Here is a 16,342-nt window from a genome sequence, read left to right on the forward strand (position 1 = left end):
CGGCCCGGCGCTGGAAGACCGACTGCTTCACCGTCCAGCCGATGACCCCGCCCCGCTGCAGCGCGACCGTCGCGCGGCAGACCGTGCCGGAGCGGGCCACCAAATACGCACCGCTGATGCCGTGCCCCAGGCTGCGGTACGCATCCAGGGCGAGGATCACCGCGGCCGGCAGCGCCACGAACGCGCACGCCGCCGCGATGTACAGCAGTACGGAGGTGAGCCAGGCCCCCACAACCGTCAGCACCAGCAGCGGCAGCAGCGCCGATACCAGCGCCCAGCGCAGCCGCCGGGTGCGCGCCGCCCGGGGGTGGGCGGTCAGGCGGGCCGCGCTCGTCGGGGCCACGGGCTCGCGCAGCACCTGCGCGGCCACTTCGTCCGCCATCGCCCGCGGGGCCGGCGGCAGCAGCACCTTCAGATCGGCGTGCTTGTCCCGCTCGTCGTCGGTGAGACCGGTGGCGACCGCGTCCACCCGGGCCGCGCCGAACAGTCTGACGCCGAGCGGCTCGACGAGTTCGACACCGCGCAGGCGGCGCTCCTCTATGGAGATCGAGCGCGCGGTGAACAGGCCACGCCGCACTCGCAGGGTGCCGCCCGGCTCACGCTCCAGGCGGTAGTTCCACCACATCTCGATCCACAGGCCGAGCGCGCCGACGACTCCGACGGCCACGGCCGCGACGACGAGCACCACGACCGCCACGGCGATGGGGGTGTCCTGGAACCGGTCCCGCACCCAGTCGATGACCTTGCCCTGTGCCCCGAACCACTCGCTGACCTGCATCACACCGCCGGCCGCGGCGCCACCGAGCAGCGGGGCGACAAAGCTGACCGGCGCGTACCGGATCCAGGACGGGTCGAAGGCAGCGAGCTCGCCCTCGCGGTGGGTGCCGGGAGCGGTCGTCGCCGCCCGGGCCAGCAGCTGTGTACGCAACCGCTCGCCCTCCGCCTTGCTGACCGGGTCGAGCTCCAGCGTGGACTCGCCGGCGGTGTGCTCGCCCGTGCCGATACGTACCTTGACCAGGCCGAGGACGCGCAGCAGCGGGTTGGCGGACAGGTCGACGCTACGGATGCGCTCGCGGGCCAGCGATCGGCGTTTGACCAGCAGCAGTCCGGTGTGGAGCTCGGCGCGCTCGAGGCCGATGCGGTAGCGCGTCCGGCGCCACCGTACGTAGTCGGCGCCCGTGCCCACCGCGATCAGCAGCACGGCACCGGCCAGCACCCATCCGACCGCCTGCCCGAGCGGCATTCCGCCGGCGAGGCCGAGGGTGGTGGGCAGCCCTGCGCCCGCGGCCGCCCCCGCCAGGATGAAGGCAGTGACGAGCACGGTGCGCTTGTCGAGCTGCCGCCACTCTTTCTCGGCCACCGGCTCCGGCTCGGCCGAGCTCATGTCGCGTCCCCGGGCGTGGCCTGGGTGATACGGGTCAGCTGCTGCGCGAGCTCCGCGGCGAGCTCATGGTCGAGCCCCTCGATCTTGATCGCGCCCTTGGAGGACGCGGTGGTGACGATGACCGTGGCGAGCCGGAAGGCCTGCTCCAGCGGCCCACGCACCGTATCCACAGTCTGGATCCTGGACATGGGCGCGATCCGCCATTCCTGCCAGATCGCCCCCGTACGGACGTAGACCGCCTCGTCCGTGACCTCCCAGCGGTGCACCTGGAACCACCACTTGGGGAGGAGGAGGGTGCAGGCCAGGCCCAGCACCGCCAGCACGGCGGCGGGCGTCAGCAGCCACAGCCGGGCCGGCTCGATAAGCAGGCCCAGTACGGCGAGCACGGCCACCGGAAGCGCGGTCGCCAACAGCAACTGCACTCGCCACCAGCCGACCACCCGCTCGTTCAGTGTGCTGTTCGGCAGCCTCAGCCTCACCCCCTCCTCCTCCATCGGCTCAACGCCCCCGCAGTGTGCGGTACTTGGCCGCCAGCGTCGAGGTCGAGCTGTCCAGCTGCTCGCCGCCTGTCCCCTCGGTCAGCACCGGCTCGATCCTCTTGGCGAGCACCTTGCCGAGCTCGACGCCCCACTGGTCGAAGGAGTCGATGTTCCAGATGGCGCCCTGGACGAACACCTTGTGCTCGTAGAGCGCGATCAGCTGGCCGAGCACGGACGACGTGAGCTCGCCTGCGAGGATCGTGGTCGTCGGGTGGTTGCCCTGGAACGTCTTGTGCGCCACCAGTTCCTCGGGCACACCCTCCGCCCGTACCTCCTGAGGCGTCTTGCCGAAGGCGAGCGCCTGCGTCTGCGCGAAGAAGTTGGCCATCAGCAGATCGTGCTGGGCGACCAGACCGGGCGGCAGATCCCCGACCGGCTTGGCGAATCCGATGAAGTCCGCCGGGATGACCTTGGTGCCCTGGTGGATCAGCTGGTAGTACGCGTGCTGTCCGTTGGTGCCGGGCGTGCCCCAGACGACGGGACCGGTCTGCCAGTCGACGGGGTTGCCCTCGCGGTCCACGGACTTGCCGTTGGACTCCATGTCGAGCTGCTGGAGGTAGGCGGTGAACTTGCTCAGATAGTGGGAGTAGGGCAGCACGGCGTGCGACTGCGCGTCGAAGAACTCGCCGTACCAGACGCCCAGCAGGCCGAGCAGCAGCGGCGCGTTGGCCTCCGCCGGAGCCGTACGGAAGTGCTCGTCGACCAGGTGGAAGCCGGCGAGCATGTCGCGGAAGTGGTCCGGGCCGATCGCGATCATCAGCGAGAGGCCGATCGCCGAGTCGAAGGAGTAGCGCCCGCCGACCCAGTCCCAGAACTCGAACATGTTCGCCGTGTCGATGCCGAAGTCGGAGACCTTCTCGGCGTTCGTGGACAGCGCCACGAAGTGCTTGGCGACGGCGTCCTGACCCGCCTTCAGCCCGGAGAGGAGCCAGTCGCGGGCGGAGGTGGCGTTGGTGATGGTCTCGATGGTGGTGAAGGTCTTGGAGGCGATGATGAAGAGCGTCTCGGCCGGGTCCAAGTCCCTTACGGCCTCGTGCAGATCGGCCCCGTCGACGTTCGACACGAAACGGAACGTAAGATCGCGCGCGGTGTATGAGCGCAGCGCCTCGTACGCCATGGCCGGGCCCAGGTCGGAGCCGCCGATGCCGATGTTCACCACGTTCTTGATGGGCTTGCCGGTATGGCCGGTCCACTCGCCCGACCTGACGCGGTCGGAGAAGGTGGCCATCTTGTCGAGCACGGCGTGCACCGCCGGCACCACGTTCTCGCCGTCCACCTCGATCACGGCGTCCCGCGGGGCGCGCAGCGCCGTGTGCAGGACGGCGCGGTCCTCGGTGGTGTTGATCTTCTCGCCGCGGAACATCGCGTCCCGCAGCGCTGCGACGTTGGTGGCCGCGGCCAGCGCGCGCAGCAGCGCCAGCGTCTCGTCGGTCACCAGATGCTTGGAGTAGTCGAGGTAGAGATCGCCGACCTGGAGGGTGTACCGGCTGCCGCGCGCCTGGTCGGCTGCGAACAGTTCCCGCAGATGCGTCTGTCCGAGTTGCTCGCGGTGCTTGCCGAGAGCAGCCCATTCGGGCGTCTGATTGAGCCTCGTACGGCCTTCTGCGTTCACAGAGATTCACCCTCGCCTGGACGGTCGGTTCAGCCCCGCTGACCTGCTTTTCGGCCGGGGGTCCGGGGGTTGTCCCCCGGGAAGACACAGCATCTTGGACATCAGCCCACTTCTTCTCGTACCTGCCTGCGTGCCCCGCTGCGTCTCCAACCTAATTGATCAGAGGGGTGAGCGACGCGACTGCCGGAATGCGCAGTGCGGCCGTCGGCAAGGCGGGTGTGTTCGGCCCCCAGGCGGCCGCTGCCGCTCCGCCGAGCAGCGCGCCGAGCGGAGCGCCGGCGATCGCGGGCGTACGGAAGGCGGCGCCGATCCGGCGCTCAGCTGCGGCGGGTTTCGCTCCTGGACCAGCGTCGTCTGGTTGACGTTCCACACCATGCCCATGACCGCGGACACCGCCATCGCGGCGATCGTGACCCACAGCGCGCCCACGGACCCCATGGCGACCAGGCACCCGGTCCGCACAAGCCCCGCGGCGAACACGCTCCGTATTCGCCCGATCCGGACGGCCAGTCTGTGGGCCGACAGGCAGCCCGCCACGCTGCGGGCCCGGAAGTCCGTGATCACCGCGGCGGCTCCGCCGGGCCCCCGCGCCGAGCCGGCCGCGAACGCACTCCGGCCGGACGCCCACAGGCATCCGGCCGGGTAACAACTTCTAGATTTCGCCCCGCAGTTTCGCGAGCGCCTCGGCGAGAATCGCCTCGCCATCCGCGTCGCTGCGCCGCTCGCGTACATAGGCGAGGTGCGTCTTGTACGGCTCGGTGCGCGGCGGGTCCGGCGGATTCTCCCGGTCCTGTCCGGCCGGGAACCCACAGCGAGGACAGTCCCAAGTGTCGGGAACCTGTGCGTCGCTGGCGAAGCTCGGCTGCGTCTCGTGCCCGTTCGAGCACCAGAAGGAGATGCGCAGGCGCGGCGCGGACTCGCCCCGCTCGGCCTCACCCATCGGCCCCGCTCCGACCCGGCTTCCCCGGATCGCGTTGCCACTTGCCACGGTCGTAACTCCCTGCGTGATGGTGCTCGAAGATGCCCCAGTCTACGTAAGGCCCAACGTGCGTCCAGTGATTGGAGTTACACCCCGCACCGAGACGCTGACGGCGACGGGTCAGCTGTCCAACTTCATCAGCAAGCCAAGTACGACAATGCACGCAAACCACAGCAGGCCGATGACCACCGTAATGCGGTCGAGGTTGCGCTCGGCGACCGAGGAGCCGCCTACTGAGGACTGCATACCGCCACCGAACATGTCGGAGAGGCCGCCGCCCTTCCCCTTGTGCATCAGCACCAGCAGCATCATCAGCAGGCTGAAGACGATCAGGGCGATCGAAAACCCCATAATCACGGCTGGACCAACTTCCTCGGACTGAAATGGACGACGGGGGCCCGGGCTCGGAGAAGCCTCGGGCCCCCGCAAGCGTACGACGGATCCGCGCTACCGCATACTTACTGGTCGCGGAACCGGACGATCTTGACGAACTCGTCCGCGTCCAGCGCAGCACCGCCCACCAGAGCGCCGTCCACATCGGGCTGCGCCATGATCGCGGCGACGTTCCCGGACTTCACCGAGCCGCCGTACTGGATGCGGACCTTGTCGGCCAGCTCCTGGGAGTACAGCTCGGCCAGGCGCCCGCGGATCGCACCGCAGACCTCCTGCGCGTCCTCGGGGGTGGCGACCTCGCCGGTACCGATGGCCCACACCGGCTCGTACGCGATCACGATGGACTCGGCCTGCTCGGCCGGGATGTCCTTCAGGCCGCCGTCGAGCTGCGTGATCGTGTACTCGACCTGCTGGCCGGCCTTGCGGACCTCCAGGCCCTCACCGACGCAGAGGATCGGGGTCAGGCCGTGCCGGAAGGCGGCCTTCACCTTGGCGTTGCAGAGCTCGTCCGTCTCCGCGTGGTACTGCCGGCGCTCGGAGTGGCCCACGGTGACGTAGGTGCACTTCAGCTTGGACAGCATCGAGCCCGAGACTTCGCCGGTGTACGCGCCGGAGTCGTGCGCGGAGAGGTCCTGCGCACCGTACTTGATCTTGAGCTTGTCGCCGTCGACCAGGGTCTGCACGGAACGCAGGGCGGTGAAGGCCGGAATTACGGCGACCTCTACGGCCTCGTAATCCTTGTCCGCCAGGGCGAAAGCGAGCTTCTGGACATGGGCGATGGCCTCGAGGTGGTTGAGGTTCATCTTCCAGTTGCCCGCCATCAGCGGGGTGCGGCCCATTTCGGGAGCAGTCATTAGGGGTCAGTCCTCCAGTGCGGCGAGGCCGGGAAGCGTCTTGCCCTCGAGGTACTCGAGGCTCGCGCCGCCACCGGTCGAAATGTGGCTGAATGCCTTCTCGTCGAAGCCCAGGATCCGGACGGCCGCGGCGGAGTCGCCACCGCCGACGACCGAGAACGCCCGGGAGTCCACGAGCGCCTGGGCAACGGCTCTGGTGCCCTCGGCGTAGTCAGGGTGCTCGAAGACGCCCATCGGACCGTTCCAGAAGACGGTGGCCGCGTCGGCGAGCTTCGATGCGTACAGCTTGCGGGTCTCGGGACCGATGTCCAGACCCAGCTGGTCGGCCGGGATCGCGTCCGCGGCGACGGTGGACGGGTTGGCCGGGGCCTTGGTCTTCAGGTCCGGGAACTCGGGCGCGACCAGGACATCGACGGGGAGCACGAACTCCACGCCCTTCGCCTTGGCCCGCTCCAGGTACTCCCGGACCGCCGGAATCTGGTCCTCCTGGAGCAGCGAGATGCCGACCTCGTACCCCTGGGCCTTGAGGAAGGTGTACGCCATGCCGCCGCCGATCAGGATGCGGTCGGCCTTCTCCAGCAGGTGATCGATGACGCCGAGCTTGTCGGAGACCTTGGCACCGCCGAGGACGACGGCGTACGGGCGCTCGACGTCCTCGGTGAGCTTCTTCAGGACGCCGACCTCGGTGGCGATGAGGTAGCCGGCGGCGTGCGGCAGGCGGGCCGGGAGGTCGTACACCGAGGCGTGCTTGCGGTGTACGGCGCCGAAGCCGTCGCCCACGTACAGATCGGCAAGACCGGCGAGCTGATCGGCGAAGGCGCCGCGTTCGGCGTCGTCCTTGCTGGTCTCACCGGGGTTGAAGCGGAGGTTCTCGATGACGGCGACCTGGCCGTCGGCGAGGCCCGCGACGACGGCCTTGGCCGACTCGCCGACGGTGTCGGTGGCGAAGGCGACGTCGGCACCGAGCAGTTCACCGAGCCGCGCGGCCGCGGGGGCGAGCGAGAAGGCCGGGTCCGGGGCGCCCTTGGGCCGGCCCAGGTGGGAGGCGACGACGACACGCGCGCCCGCCTCGGCGAGCTTGGCGACGGCCGGCACTACGGCGCGGATGCGGCCGTCGTCGGTGATCGTGGTGCCGTCGAGCGGCACATTGAGGTCGGCGCGGACGAATACCCGCTTGCCGGCGACCCCTTCGGCGAGAAGTTGGTCGATCGTCTTCATGTGTACGGCTCCTCAGAGGGCTGGGACGTGCGAAGGGCTCGAACCGCGCTGCGTTGCGCTGCCCGAGCCCTATCGCTCACATCGTGGTGCTCTCGTTGCAGATCAGAGCTGGCCGCCGACGAAGACCGTGAGGTCCACGAGGCGGTTGGAGTAGCCCCACTCGTTGTCGTACCAGCCGATGACCTTGACGTTCTTGCCCTGGACCATGGTCAGGGAGGAGTCGAAGGTGCAGGAGGCGGGCCAATTGACGATGTCCGAGGAGACGATCTGGTCCTCGGTGTAGTCCACGATGCCCTTGAGCTGGCCCTCGGCCGCCTTCTGGAACGCGGTGTTGATCTCGTCCTTGGTGACCTCGCGCTCGAGCTCGACCACCAGGTCGGTCACGGAGCCGGTGGGGACCGGGACGCGCATCGCGATGCCGTCGAGCTTGCCCGCCAGCTCCGGGATGACCAGCGCGGTGGCCTTCGCGGCACCGGTGGTGGTCGGGATGATGTTCTCGGCGGCGGCGCGGGCGCGGCGCAGGTCCGAGTGCGGGAAGTCCAGGATGCGCTGGTCGTTCGTGTACGCGTGGACCGTGGTCATCAGGCCCTTGACGATGCCGAAGTTCTCCAGGAGAACCTTGGCCATCGGCGCCACACAGTTGGTGGTGCAGGAGGCGTTGGAGATGACGTGGTGGTTGGCCGCGTCGTACTTGTCCTGGTTGACGCCCATCACGATGGTGATGTCCTCGTTCTTGGCCGGAGCCGAGATGAGGACCTTCTTGGCGCCGCCGGCGATGTGCTTCTCGGCGTCGGCCTTCTTGGTGAAGATGCCGGTCGACTCGATGACGATGTCGACGCCCAGCTCGCCCCACGGAATGTCGGCGGGGTTGCGCTCGGAGAGCACCTTGATGGTGTGGCCGTCGACCGTGATCGTGTCGGCGGTGTGGGTCACCTCGGCCTTGAGGCGGCCCAGGATGGTGTCGTACTTCAGCAAGTGGGCCGTGGTCGCAGTGTCACCAAGGTCGTTGACAGCCACGATCTCGATGTCTGCACCCTGCTCCAGCAGCGCGCGGAAGTAGTTACGACCGATGCGGCCAAAGCCGTTGATGCCTACGCGGATCGTCACGAACCGATCTCCTCGTTGGTACGCCGGTTTTAGACGCCGGCGAGTTGTATGGGATGTCCCCGACCGCCTACGACCCTACCTCCATGAGGGCCCCGGGGTGACATCGAGTGGCTCCCTGCGTGGCACGGCGATCCGTACCCCCCAGTAGGGGCCACGGACCGCCGTCCCTGCTACGCAGCGTCAGCGCGGCAGCGCGCTGAGAGCCTTTCCGATGAGCTGCTTGCGGTCGGCCGCGCCGGGCACATGCTCCAGGCCGAAGCCGATGAGCACGGTGTCCCGGGTGGTGACGGCAGCCTGGGAATGGAACAGCGCCTGGGCGCGTGCCCAGTCGCCGGTGTTGCCGGGGCTGCCGGCCGGCGGCCTGGCGACGGTCCACGGGCCGAGCGCGGTCTCGAAGCCCTCCGGACCTTGCGGGGTGCCGCCGACGACAAGCTCGGTGTCGTCGACGAAGGCGCCGATTCCGCCGGTGCCCGGGTCCGTGACGTACGAGATGGAGAGCTCGACCTGCTTGCCCGCGTAGGCGCTGAGGTCGACGGAGACGGGCTGCCAGCCGTTGGAGGAACCGGTGAAGCGGTTCCAGGCACCGCTGGTGCCGGTCGCCGTGCAGCCGCTGTCCGTGACGGTCAGGTAGTGGGCGAGGAACGGGTGGCCCTCTACGTAGTAGCCCTCCTCGCACTGGACGGGCACCTGGGTGGTGGTGCCGCCGTTGGCGTCCGGCAGGGTCGTCCAGTCCTCCTGGCCGACCGTGTGCGCCTCGACGACGACATTGTCGAAGCCGCGCTCGGTGTCGTGGCTGAGCTGGAACTGCAGGCTCGGCTTGGCACCGGCCGCCGTGCCGGTCAGATCCACGGTGCGCGACAGCCGCATGTACGCGTCGTCCTCATGCTTCGCCGCCGCGAACCAGGAGCCGTCAGCCGGCTCGAACGGGGTGCGGATGCCCGGGTATCCGCCCGCGGAGGCGCTCTTGAACTGCGGGAACCGGTCGGGCTTCAGGGTGTCCGAGGTGATCGTGTACGCCCCGGCCAGATCGAGCGGGTTCCCGGGCGCAGCGGCGAGTGAGGCCTTCGCGCCCGCGAGCCTTCCGGTGCCGGCGAAGGAGAACGGGGACTTCAGCCCGACGCGGTTGTACGCGCCGAGGTAGTACTGCGCGAAGTCGTTGGAGTCGGCCCCACCGAGGTCGACGTCGCCGCCGGCCAGCTCACCGGCGTTGATCAGCTTCCCGCCCTCGTTGAGGTAGTCCCGTACGACGCCCGTGGTCGCCGCGGAGGGCTGTCCGGCGCCGGTGTACCAGATGACCGTCTCGAAGTGGCTGAGCACGCCGAGGGCGTCCGGGACGCCCTGCGTGGCGACGTCCCAGACCGCGGCGCTGTGGCCGTTGTCCGCGAGGGCCTTGGTGTACGCGGCGGTGTTCTGCGCCGGGGCGGTGCCGCCCTCCTCGGCGATCACCAGCGTGTCGCCGCGCGGCCGTTCGGCGACCGTGTAGGTGAAGTGCTCGCTGGAGGTGGGTTTTCCGGCTTTGGTCTCACCGGTGAACCAGACCTCGACCTTGTCGCCGACGTCGCCGTCCTGCACCTTGGCCCGGTACTCGTCGAAGCGGATGTTGTCATCGCCGCCGTAGACCTCGCCGCCCTTCCAGGCCCTGAGCGCCTGGTCGTGCGTACGGCCGCCGTTGACGCGGTACTTGAGCTCCTTGTCGCGTACCGACTTGCGCGCGATGACGGAGACTTCCTGGTCGCCGCCGGCGGCGTAGGAGGTGGTGAAGGCATCGGGGGTGAAGTCCGCGGCCTTCAGGCCGAGCGAGGAAGACGGCTGGTCGGGGTGGGCCGCGGTTTCGGCGACGGAGAGCGCGAACGGGATGTTCTTGGCGAACTCCTGCTGGATCAGCTTCTCGTCGTCCGGGAAGGTGAAGACGGATGCACAGTCGGCAGCGTTCCAGGAGTCGTTGGGGTCGATCCTGGAGGCGGTGGCGCAGGTCGACATCTCCGGGGTGTACATCATCATCCCGTTGACGTTGGCCGCGTGGCCGTCGGCCTCCCCGTTGGTGGTGTAGAGCTCGGAGGAGACCTGGGGGCGGTAGCCGGGGACGGCGGAGTTCTGGGGCGTACCGGCGAGGGACTCGTACAGGACGTCGTCCGGCGTCGGGGTGGCGACCTGCCAGCCGACTCCGTACAGGAGCAGTTGGGCCGCGGAGTGGTAGTTGATGCCGTACTCGAAGCCGATGCGCTTCTGGAAGGCGTCGAGCGCCTTCGTCTCGGGCTCGGAGGCCGGACCGGTGCCGCGGTAGGTCTCGGAGGCGGGGTCGGGGGACGAACCTTCGTTGTCGTAGCCCCACTTGTAGGCGAAGTTGCGGTTGAGGTCGACGCCGTCGCCGGGGGCTGTCTTGCCGTCGCCGTTGTTGTCGCGGAGGTTCTTGCGCCACTGGCGCTCGGCGGTGCCCTTGAACGTGTAGTCGTAGCCGTCGGGGTTGGCGGAGAGGACGAACCACAGTTCGGTGGAGTCGACGATCTTCGTGATCCGAGGGTCCTTGCCGTAGCCCGCCAGGTAGTGGTGCATCAGCCGGCGGGTCATCTCCGGGGTGATCCACTCGCGGGCGTGCTGGTTGGACAGATACAGCGTGGCGGGCTTGGAGCCGTCCTTGTACTTCTTGGCGCCCTTGCTGAGCTTGAGGGCGAGGATGTCCTGGCCCCCCAGGGTCTTGCCGATGCTGACGACCTTGGTGAGGGCGGGGTTGGCCTGCGCGGTGGCGAGGATCTCGCGCTTCAGGCCCGTCTCGCCGCCGTACGGGCGGAAGACGCCGTCGCCCGCGGCGGCCACGCGGTTCTCGGCCGTGCCCGAGATGGTGTGCTCGGTGATGCCGATGCCCTGCTCGCGCAGTGCGCCGGCCTGCTGCTCGGTGAGGTAGAGCTCGACCGTGGCGGTGCCCTTGTCGGGCACCTGCTCGCTGAGTTCATGTGCGTCGGCGCCCGCCGCGAGGATCAGCGGGACCTGGGCTTTGGTGACCTTCGCATGCCATACGGAGAGTCCGTCGTCGTCACCCGCCTGTTCCGCCTGGGCGATCGGTGCGGCCGCCAGTCCGGCCATCAGCAGTGAAGCCGCGGCGAGGATCGATCTCGCTCTGCGTCTCATGAGCCTCCCTTTGCTGTTGTGTGCCACGAAAGTGGACAGACGTCAGGCTCATGACACTTCATGATCATGTCAAGAGCATACAAATAGACATAACGCCGCTGTCGGCACCTGGAAGGCGCCGACAGCGGTGGCTCGATCATGGTGGTGGACATCAGCCGGAACTCAGCCGGACTCAGCCGACGAGACCGTCGGCCATTTCCTCGGTCAGATTGGACTCCGTACCCGGAATGCCGAGGTCCTGGGCTCGCTTGTCGGCCATCGCGAGCAGCCGGCGGATACGGCCCGCGACCGCGTCCTTGGTCAGCGGCGGGTCTGCCAGCGCGCCCAGCTCCTCGAGTGAAGCCTGCTTGTGTTCCATCCGCAGCCGGCCGGCCGCGGCGAGGTGCTCGGGCACCTCCTCGGCGAGGATCTCCAGCGCGCGCTGCACCCGGGCGCCCGCGGCGACCGCGGCGCGCGCCGAGCGGCGCAGGTTGGCGTCGTCGAAGTTGGCGAGGCGGTTGGCGGTGGCGCGCACCTCGCGGCGCATCCGCCGCTCTTCCCAGGCCAGCACCGACTCGTGCGCCCCGAGGCGCGTCAGCAGCGCGCTGATCGCGTCCCCGTCGCGCACGACGACGCGGTCCACGCCACGTACCTCACGCGCCTTGGCGGCGATGGAGAGCCGGCGTGCCGCGCCGACCAGAGCCAGAGCTGCCTCCGGGCCGGGGCAGGTGACCTCCAGCGAGGAGGAGCGGCCCGGCTCGGTGAGCGAGCCGTGTGCCAGGAACGCACCTCGCCAGGCGGCCTCCGCGTCACAGGTGGCACCGGAGACGACCTGCGGGGGCAGCCCCCGGATCGGGCGGCCGCGGCCGTCGACGAGACCGGTCTGGCGGGCCAGCTGGTCGCCGCCGGCCACCACCCGTACGACGTAGCGCGAGCCGCGGCGCAGTCCGCCGGGCGCCATCACCATCAGCTCGGAGCTGTGCCCGAAGATCTCCAGGATGTCCCGCTTCAGCCGGCGTGCCGCGATGCCGGTGTCCAGCTCCGCCTCGATCACGATGCGGCCACTCACCAGGTGCAGCCCGCCCGCGAACCGAAGGATCGCCGAGACCTCCGCTTTTCTGCAGCAGGTCCGGGTGACGGGAAGCCGGGAGATTTCGTCCTTCACCGCTGCCGTCATCGCCATGGGCCGATCCTTCCATGCATCCGAAAAATACGGTCGTACGCGGCGGCCAACAGCTCCGGATCATGCTTCGGAACGCCGTTGGGCGAGGCCACGGGGGCCAGCTCGACCGCGGCGCCGAGCCGCGTGGCGGCGTCGGCGAGGGACTCACGGTCGGGCACGGCGGCCTCGTCGGCCAGCACCACGTCCAGGGCGAGTTTAGGCGCGTGTCGTCCCAAAACCTCCAAATGACGCTGCGGTGAGAAGCCATCTGTTTCGCCGGGCTGCGGCGCGAGGTTGAGCGAGAGGACGCGGCGGGCCTTCGTCTCGATCAGCGCGTTCAGCAGTTCGGGCACGAGCAGATGCGGGATCACCGAGGAGAACCAGGAACCCGGGCCGAGCACCACCCAGTCGGCGTCCAGGACGGCGGCGACGGCCTCGGGGACGGCGGGCGGGTCGTGCGGGACGAGGTGCACCGACTGCACCTCACCGGGCGTGAGCGCGACGGTCGCCTGGCCGCGCACGGTAACCACGTCGTTCGGGCGGGCCGGGTCGTGGCCCCGGACCAGCGCCTGCAGCTCCAGCGGGACGGCGGACATCGGCAGCACCCGGCCGTGTGCGCCGAGCAGCTTGCCGACCAGGTCCAGGGCCAGGACATGGTCGCCGAGCTGCTCCCACAGGGCCACTATCAACAGATTGCCGACCGCGTGTTCATGCAGGTCGCCCTTGGACTCGAAGCGGTGCTGGATCACCCGGGCCCAGGTCTGGCCCCAGTCGTCGTCGCCGCACAGCGCAGCGAGAGCCTTGCGCAGGTCACCGGGCGGCAGCACGCCGAGCTCGTCACGGAGCCGGCCGCTGGAGCCGCCGTCGTCGGCGACGGTGACGACCGCGGTGAGGTCGCCGGTGATACGGCGCAGGGCCGTGAGTGACGCGGACAAGCCCATGCCGCCACCGAGCGCGACGACCTTGGGCTGTGCGCCGCGCTTCCGTCCGGTCAGCGCGTGCGTGGACCTGCGCAGCCGCCGCAGACGGAGGTTACGTCCGGTCACTCGCGCCCCATGTCCCGGTGGACAACGACGGTCTCGATCCCCGCGGAGGAGAGCCTGGCGGCGAGCTTCTCCGACGTGGCGACGGAGCGGTGCTTACCGCCGGTGCAACCGACCGCGATGGTCACGTACCGCTTGCCCTCGCGGCGGTAGCCCGCGGCGATCAGCTGGAGCAGCTCGGTGTAGCGGTCGATGAACTCCTTGGCGCCGGGCTGGTTGAAGACGTAGTTCGACACCTCTTCGTTGAGGCCGGTGAACGGACGCAGCTCCGGGACCCAGTGCGGGTTCGGCAGGAAGCGCATGTCGACGACGAGGTCCGCGTCGACCGGCAGTCCGTACTTGAATCCGAACGACATCACCGTGGCCCGCAGCTCCGGCTCCTCGTCGCCCGCGAACTGGGCATCCATCTTGGCACGCAGCTCATGGACGTTGAGGCTGGAGGTGTCGATCACCAGGTCGGCGTCGCCGCGCAGTTCGCGCAGCAGGTCACGCTCGGACGCGATGCCGTCGACGATCCGGCCGTCGCCCTGGAGGGGGTGCGGTCTGCGGACCGACTCGAAGCGGCGGACCAGGGCGTCGTCGGAGGACTCGAGGAAGACGATTCGCCGGGTGACCTGCTTGGTGTCCAGGTCGGCGAGGGACTCGCGGAGGTTGTCGAAGAACCGCCGGCCGCGTACGTCGACGACGACGGCGATCCGGGCGACATTGCCCTGCGAGCGTGCGCCGAGCTCCACCATGGTGGGGATCAGCGCGGGCGGCAGGTTGTCGACGACGAACCAGCCGAGGTCCTCCAGACACTTCGCGGCCGTGCTGCGCCCGGCGCCCGACATTCCGGAGATGATCACCAGCTCGGGGATTGCCGCGTCCGCGGCCCCGCCGGGCTCGCTCGTGGTGCCCGTACTCACGTCTGCTGCTCCGTCTCCATCGTGCTCAGTCATGTCCTGCTGCCCCCGTCGTTCTCTTCAATGATCTCTCCTGTTGCCGTATTCACGGCAGGGGCGGCCGGAGCCGCCTGGGCGAGGGCCACCACGACGGACTCCGCCGTCTTGCGGCCCATGCCGGGAACCTCGCAGATCTGCTCGATTGTCGCCTGCTTCAACCGCTTCACCGAGCCGAAATGTTTGATCAGCGCCTGTTTCCGGGTTTCGCCGAGACCCGGGACCGCGTCCAGCGGGCTGGTCCTGATGCGCTTGGTCCGCTTGGAGCGCTGGTAGCGGATGGCGAAGTCGTGGGCTGTGTCACGGACCCGCTGAAGGAGATAGAGCCCCTCGCTGGAGCGTGGCAGGACCACCGGGTCGTCGTCGTGCGGCAGCCAGACCTCTTCGAGGCGCTTGGCCAGTCCGCACACGGCGACATCGTCGATGCCGAGCTCGTCGAGGGCGCGCTGCGCGGCGGCCACCTGCGGCTTTCCGCCGTCCACGACGACGAGCTGGGGCGGATAGGCGAAGCGCTTGGGCCTGTTGTCCTCTTCTCCGTCAGACACAGACTCGGGGGTGTCTTCGCCGATCCACTCCCCCGTCTTGTCTTTCTCCGCGAGGTACCGCCTGAAGCGGCGGGTGATCACCTCGTGCATCGAGCGGACATCGTCCTGCCCTTCGAAGCCTTTGATCTGGAAACGGCGGTACTCGCTCTTGCGCGCCAGGCCGTCCTCGAAGACGACCATGGACGCCACCACGTCCTCGCCCTGGAGGTGCGAGATGTCGAAGCACTCGATCCGCAGCGGCGCCGAGACCAGACCGAGGGCCTCGGCGATCTCCTCCAGGGCGCGCGAGCGGGTGGTGAGATCGCTGGCGCGTTTGGTCTTGTGCAGTGCGAGGGCCTGCAGGGCATTGCGCTGGACCGTCTCCATCAGGTCCCTCTTGTCGCCGCGCTGAGGGATACGGAGCGAGACATTCGAGCCGCGCCGGCCGCTCAGCCACAGACTGACCGCGTCGGTGTCATCGGGGAGGGCCGGGACGAGGACCTCTTTGGGGACGGCCTCGCCCCGCTCCTCGCCGTACAGCTGCTGGAGCGCGTGCTCGACGAGGCCGGCGGTGTCCACGGCCTCGACCTTGTCCGTGACCCAGCCGCGCTGGCCGCGCACCCGGCCGCCGCGGACGTGGAAGATCTGCACGGCGGCTTCGAGCTCGTCCTCGGCGACGGCGATCAGATCGGCGTCGGTGGCGTCCGCGAGCACGACGGCGTTCTTCTCCAGAGCCCGCTTGAGTGCCCCTATGTCGTCGCGCAGCCGGGCCGCCTTCTCGTACTCCATCTCCTCGGCGGCCGCCATCATCTGCTTCTCCAGACGGCGGATGTACGTGCCGGTGCGGCCGGCCATGAAGTCGCAGAACTCCTCGGCCAGTTCGCGGTGCTCCTCGGGGGTGACCCGGCCCACGCAGGGCGCGGAGCACTTGCCGATGTAGCCGAGCAGACAGGGGCGCCCTTTCTGCTGGTGATTCCTGAAGACCCCGGCCGAGCAGGTGCGTACGGGAAAGACCCGCAGCATCAGGTCGACGGTCTCGCGGATCGCCCAGGCGTGGCCGTACGGACCGAAGTAGCGCACGCCCTTCTTCTTGGCGCCGCGCATCACCTGGACCCGCGGGAAGTCCTCGTTGAGGGTGACCGCGAGATACGGATAGCTCTTGTCGTCCCGGTACTTGACGTTGAACCGCGGGTCGAATTCCTTGATCCAGGAGTACTCCAGCTGGAGCGCCTCGACCTCGGTGGAGACCACCGTCCACTCCACGGAGGCCGCCGTGGTGACCATGGTGGCGGTGCGCGGGTGCAGAGTCGCCACGTCCTGGAAGTAGTTGGCGAGGCGCTGGCGCAGACTTTTGGCCTTCCCGACGTAGATCACCCGGCGGTGCTCGTCGCGGAATCTGTAGACCCCCGGTGAGTCGGGGATCTGTCCCGGCTTGGGGCGGTAACTGGAGGGGTCTGCCATGTCGACCAGCCTACTGGCGGGCA

General features: G+C 69.0%; 15 protein-coding genes. 1 reads left to right on the top strand and 14 read right to left on the bottom strand.

From position 1 onward, the window contains the following. The 4 genes from ACWDO5_RS14460 to ACWDO5_RS14475 form a co-directional block, all read right to left on the bottom strand. A partial coding sequence (locus tag ACWDO5_RS14460) for a PH domain-containing protein (protein WP_450530607.1) occupies positions 1-1,384 on the bottom strand: 1,384 nt, incomplete at its 3' end. Further along, a complete protein-coding gene (locus tag ACWDO5_RS14465; RefSeq protein WP_450530608.1) occupies positions 1,381-1,878 on the bottom strand; it encodes a PH domain-containing protein in 498 nt (165 codons plus the stop codon). The genes ACWDO5_RS14465 and ACWDO5_RS14460, both read right to left, overlap by 4 nt. A 4-nt stretch (positions 1,879-1,882) precedes the next feature. Beyond that, positions 1,883-3,535 (bottom strand): glucose-6-phosphate isomerase, encoded by a 1,653-nt coding sequence (gene pgi / locus ACWDO5_RS14470; RefSeq protein ID WP_450530609.1) that lies wholly within the window; start codon positions 3,533-3,535, stop codon positions 1,883-1,885. Between the two features lie 151 nt (positions 3,536-3,686). Continuing rightward, positions 3,687-3,905: a hypothetical protein gene (locus ACWDO5_RS14475; RefSeq protein ID WP_450530610.1), complete on the bottom strand. Its 219-nt coding sequence runs from the start codon at positions 3,903-3,905 to the stop codon at positions 3,687-3,689. A gap of 9 nt (positions 3,906-3,914) precedes the next feature. Here ACWDO5_RS14475 and ACWDO5_RS14480 point away from each other — a divergent pair, with 9 nt between their 5' ends. Then, positions 3,915-4,181 (top strand): hypothetical protein, encoded by a 267-nt coding sequence (locus ACWDO5_RS14480; protein ID WP_450530611.1) that lies wholly within the window; start codon positions 3,915-3,917, stop codon positions 4,179-4,181. A 6-nt stretch (positions 4,182-4,187) separates the two neighbouring features. On the opposite strand, the gene ACWDO5_RS14485 is transcribed toward ACWDO5_RS14480, so the two are convergent. The 10 genes from ACWDO5_RS14485 to uvrC form a co-directional block, all read right to left on the bottom strand. Then, a complete protein-coding gene (locus ACWDO5_RS14485; RefSeq protein ID WP_078649359.1) occupies positions 4,188-4,523 on the bottom strand; it encodes an RNA polymerase-binding protein RbpA in 336 nt (111 codons plus the stop codon). 111 nt (positions 4,524-4,634) lie between these two features. After that, positions 4,635-4,865, bottom strand: coding sequence for a preprotein translocase subunit SecG (secG, locus tag ACWDO5_RS14490; protein ID WP_266543062.1), 231 nt, complete (start codon positions 4,863-4,865; stop codon positions 4,635-4,637). Between the two features lie 107 nt (positions 4,866-4,972). Continuing rightward, positions 4,973-5,761, bottom strand: coding sequence for a triose-phosphate isomerase (gene tpiA, locus ACWDO5_RS14495; RefSeq protein WP_450530612.1), 789 nt, complete (start codon positions 5,759-5,761; stop codon positions 4,973-4,975). 6 nt (positions 5,762-5,767) lie between these two features. Continuing rightward, positions 5,768-6,979 (bottom strand): phosphoglycerate kinase, encoded by a 1,212-nt coding sequence (locus tag ACWDO5_RS14500; RefSeq protein WP_450530613.1) that lies wholly within the window; start codon positions 6,977-6,979, stop codon positions 5,768-5,770. Between the two features lie 102 nt (positions 6,980-7,081). After that, on the bottom strand, positions 7,082-8,086 hold the full coding sequence (gene gap, locus ACWDO5_RS14505; protein ID WP_450530614.1) for a type I glyceraldehyde-3-phosphate dehydrogenase: 1,005 nt from the start codon (positions 8,084-8,086) through the stop codon (positions 7,082-7,084). 180 nt (positions 8,087-8,266) lie between these two features. Further along, a complete protein-coding gene (locus ACWDO5_RS14510; protein ID WP_450530615.1) occupies positions 8,267-11,212 on the bottom strand; it encodes a M14 family zinc carboxypeptidase in 2,946 nt (981 codons plus the stop codon). 172 nt (positions 11,213-11,384) lie between these two features. After that, positions 11,385-12,374 carry a DNA-binding protein WhiA gene (gene whiA, locus ACWDO5_RS14515; RefSeq protein WP_450530616.1) on the bottom strand — a complete coding sequence of 330 codons (990 nt, stop codon included), beginning with the start codon at positions 12,372-12,374 and terminating at the stop codon, positions 11,385-11,387. Then, complete coding sequence (locus ACWDO5_RS14520) at positions 12,365-13,399, bottom strand: gluconeogenesis factor YvcK family protein (protein WP_450530617.1); 1,035 nt, start codon at positions 13,397-13,399, stop codon at positions 12,365-12,367. The genes whiA and ACWDO5_RS14520 overlap by 10 nt, the downstream gene beginning before the upstream one ends. Further along, positions 13,396-14,334, bottom strand: coding sequence for an RNase adapter RapZ (rapZ, locus tag ACWDO5_RS14525; RefSeq protein ID WP_450530618.1), 939 nt, complete (start codon positions 14,332-14,334; stop codon positions 13,396-13,398). The genes ACWDO5_RS14520 and rapZ overlap by 4 nt, the downstream gene beginning before the upstream one ends. Beyond that, entirely contained in the window at positions 14,331-16,319 is a 1,989-nt protein-coding gene (uvrC, locus tag ACWDO5_RS14530; protein ID WP_450530619.1) for an excinuclease ABC subunit UvrC, read from the bottom strand. Before uvrC ends, rapZ begins: the two co-directional genes overlap by 4 nt. Between the last annotated feature and the right edge of the window lie 23 nt (positions 16,320-16,342).

The sequence above is a fragment of the Streptomyces sp. NPDC000880 genome, from assembly GCF_053599675.1.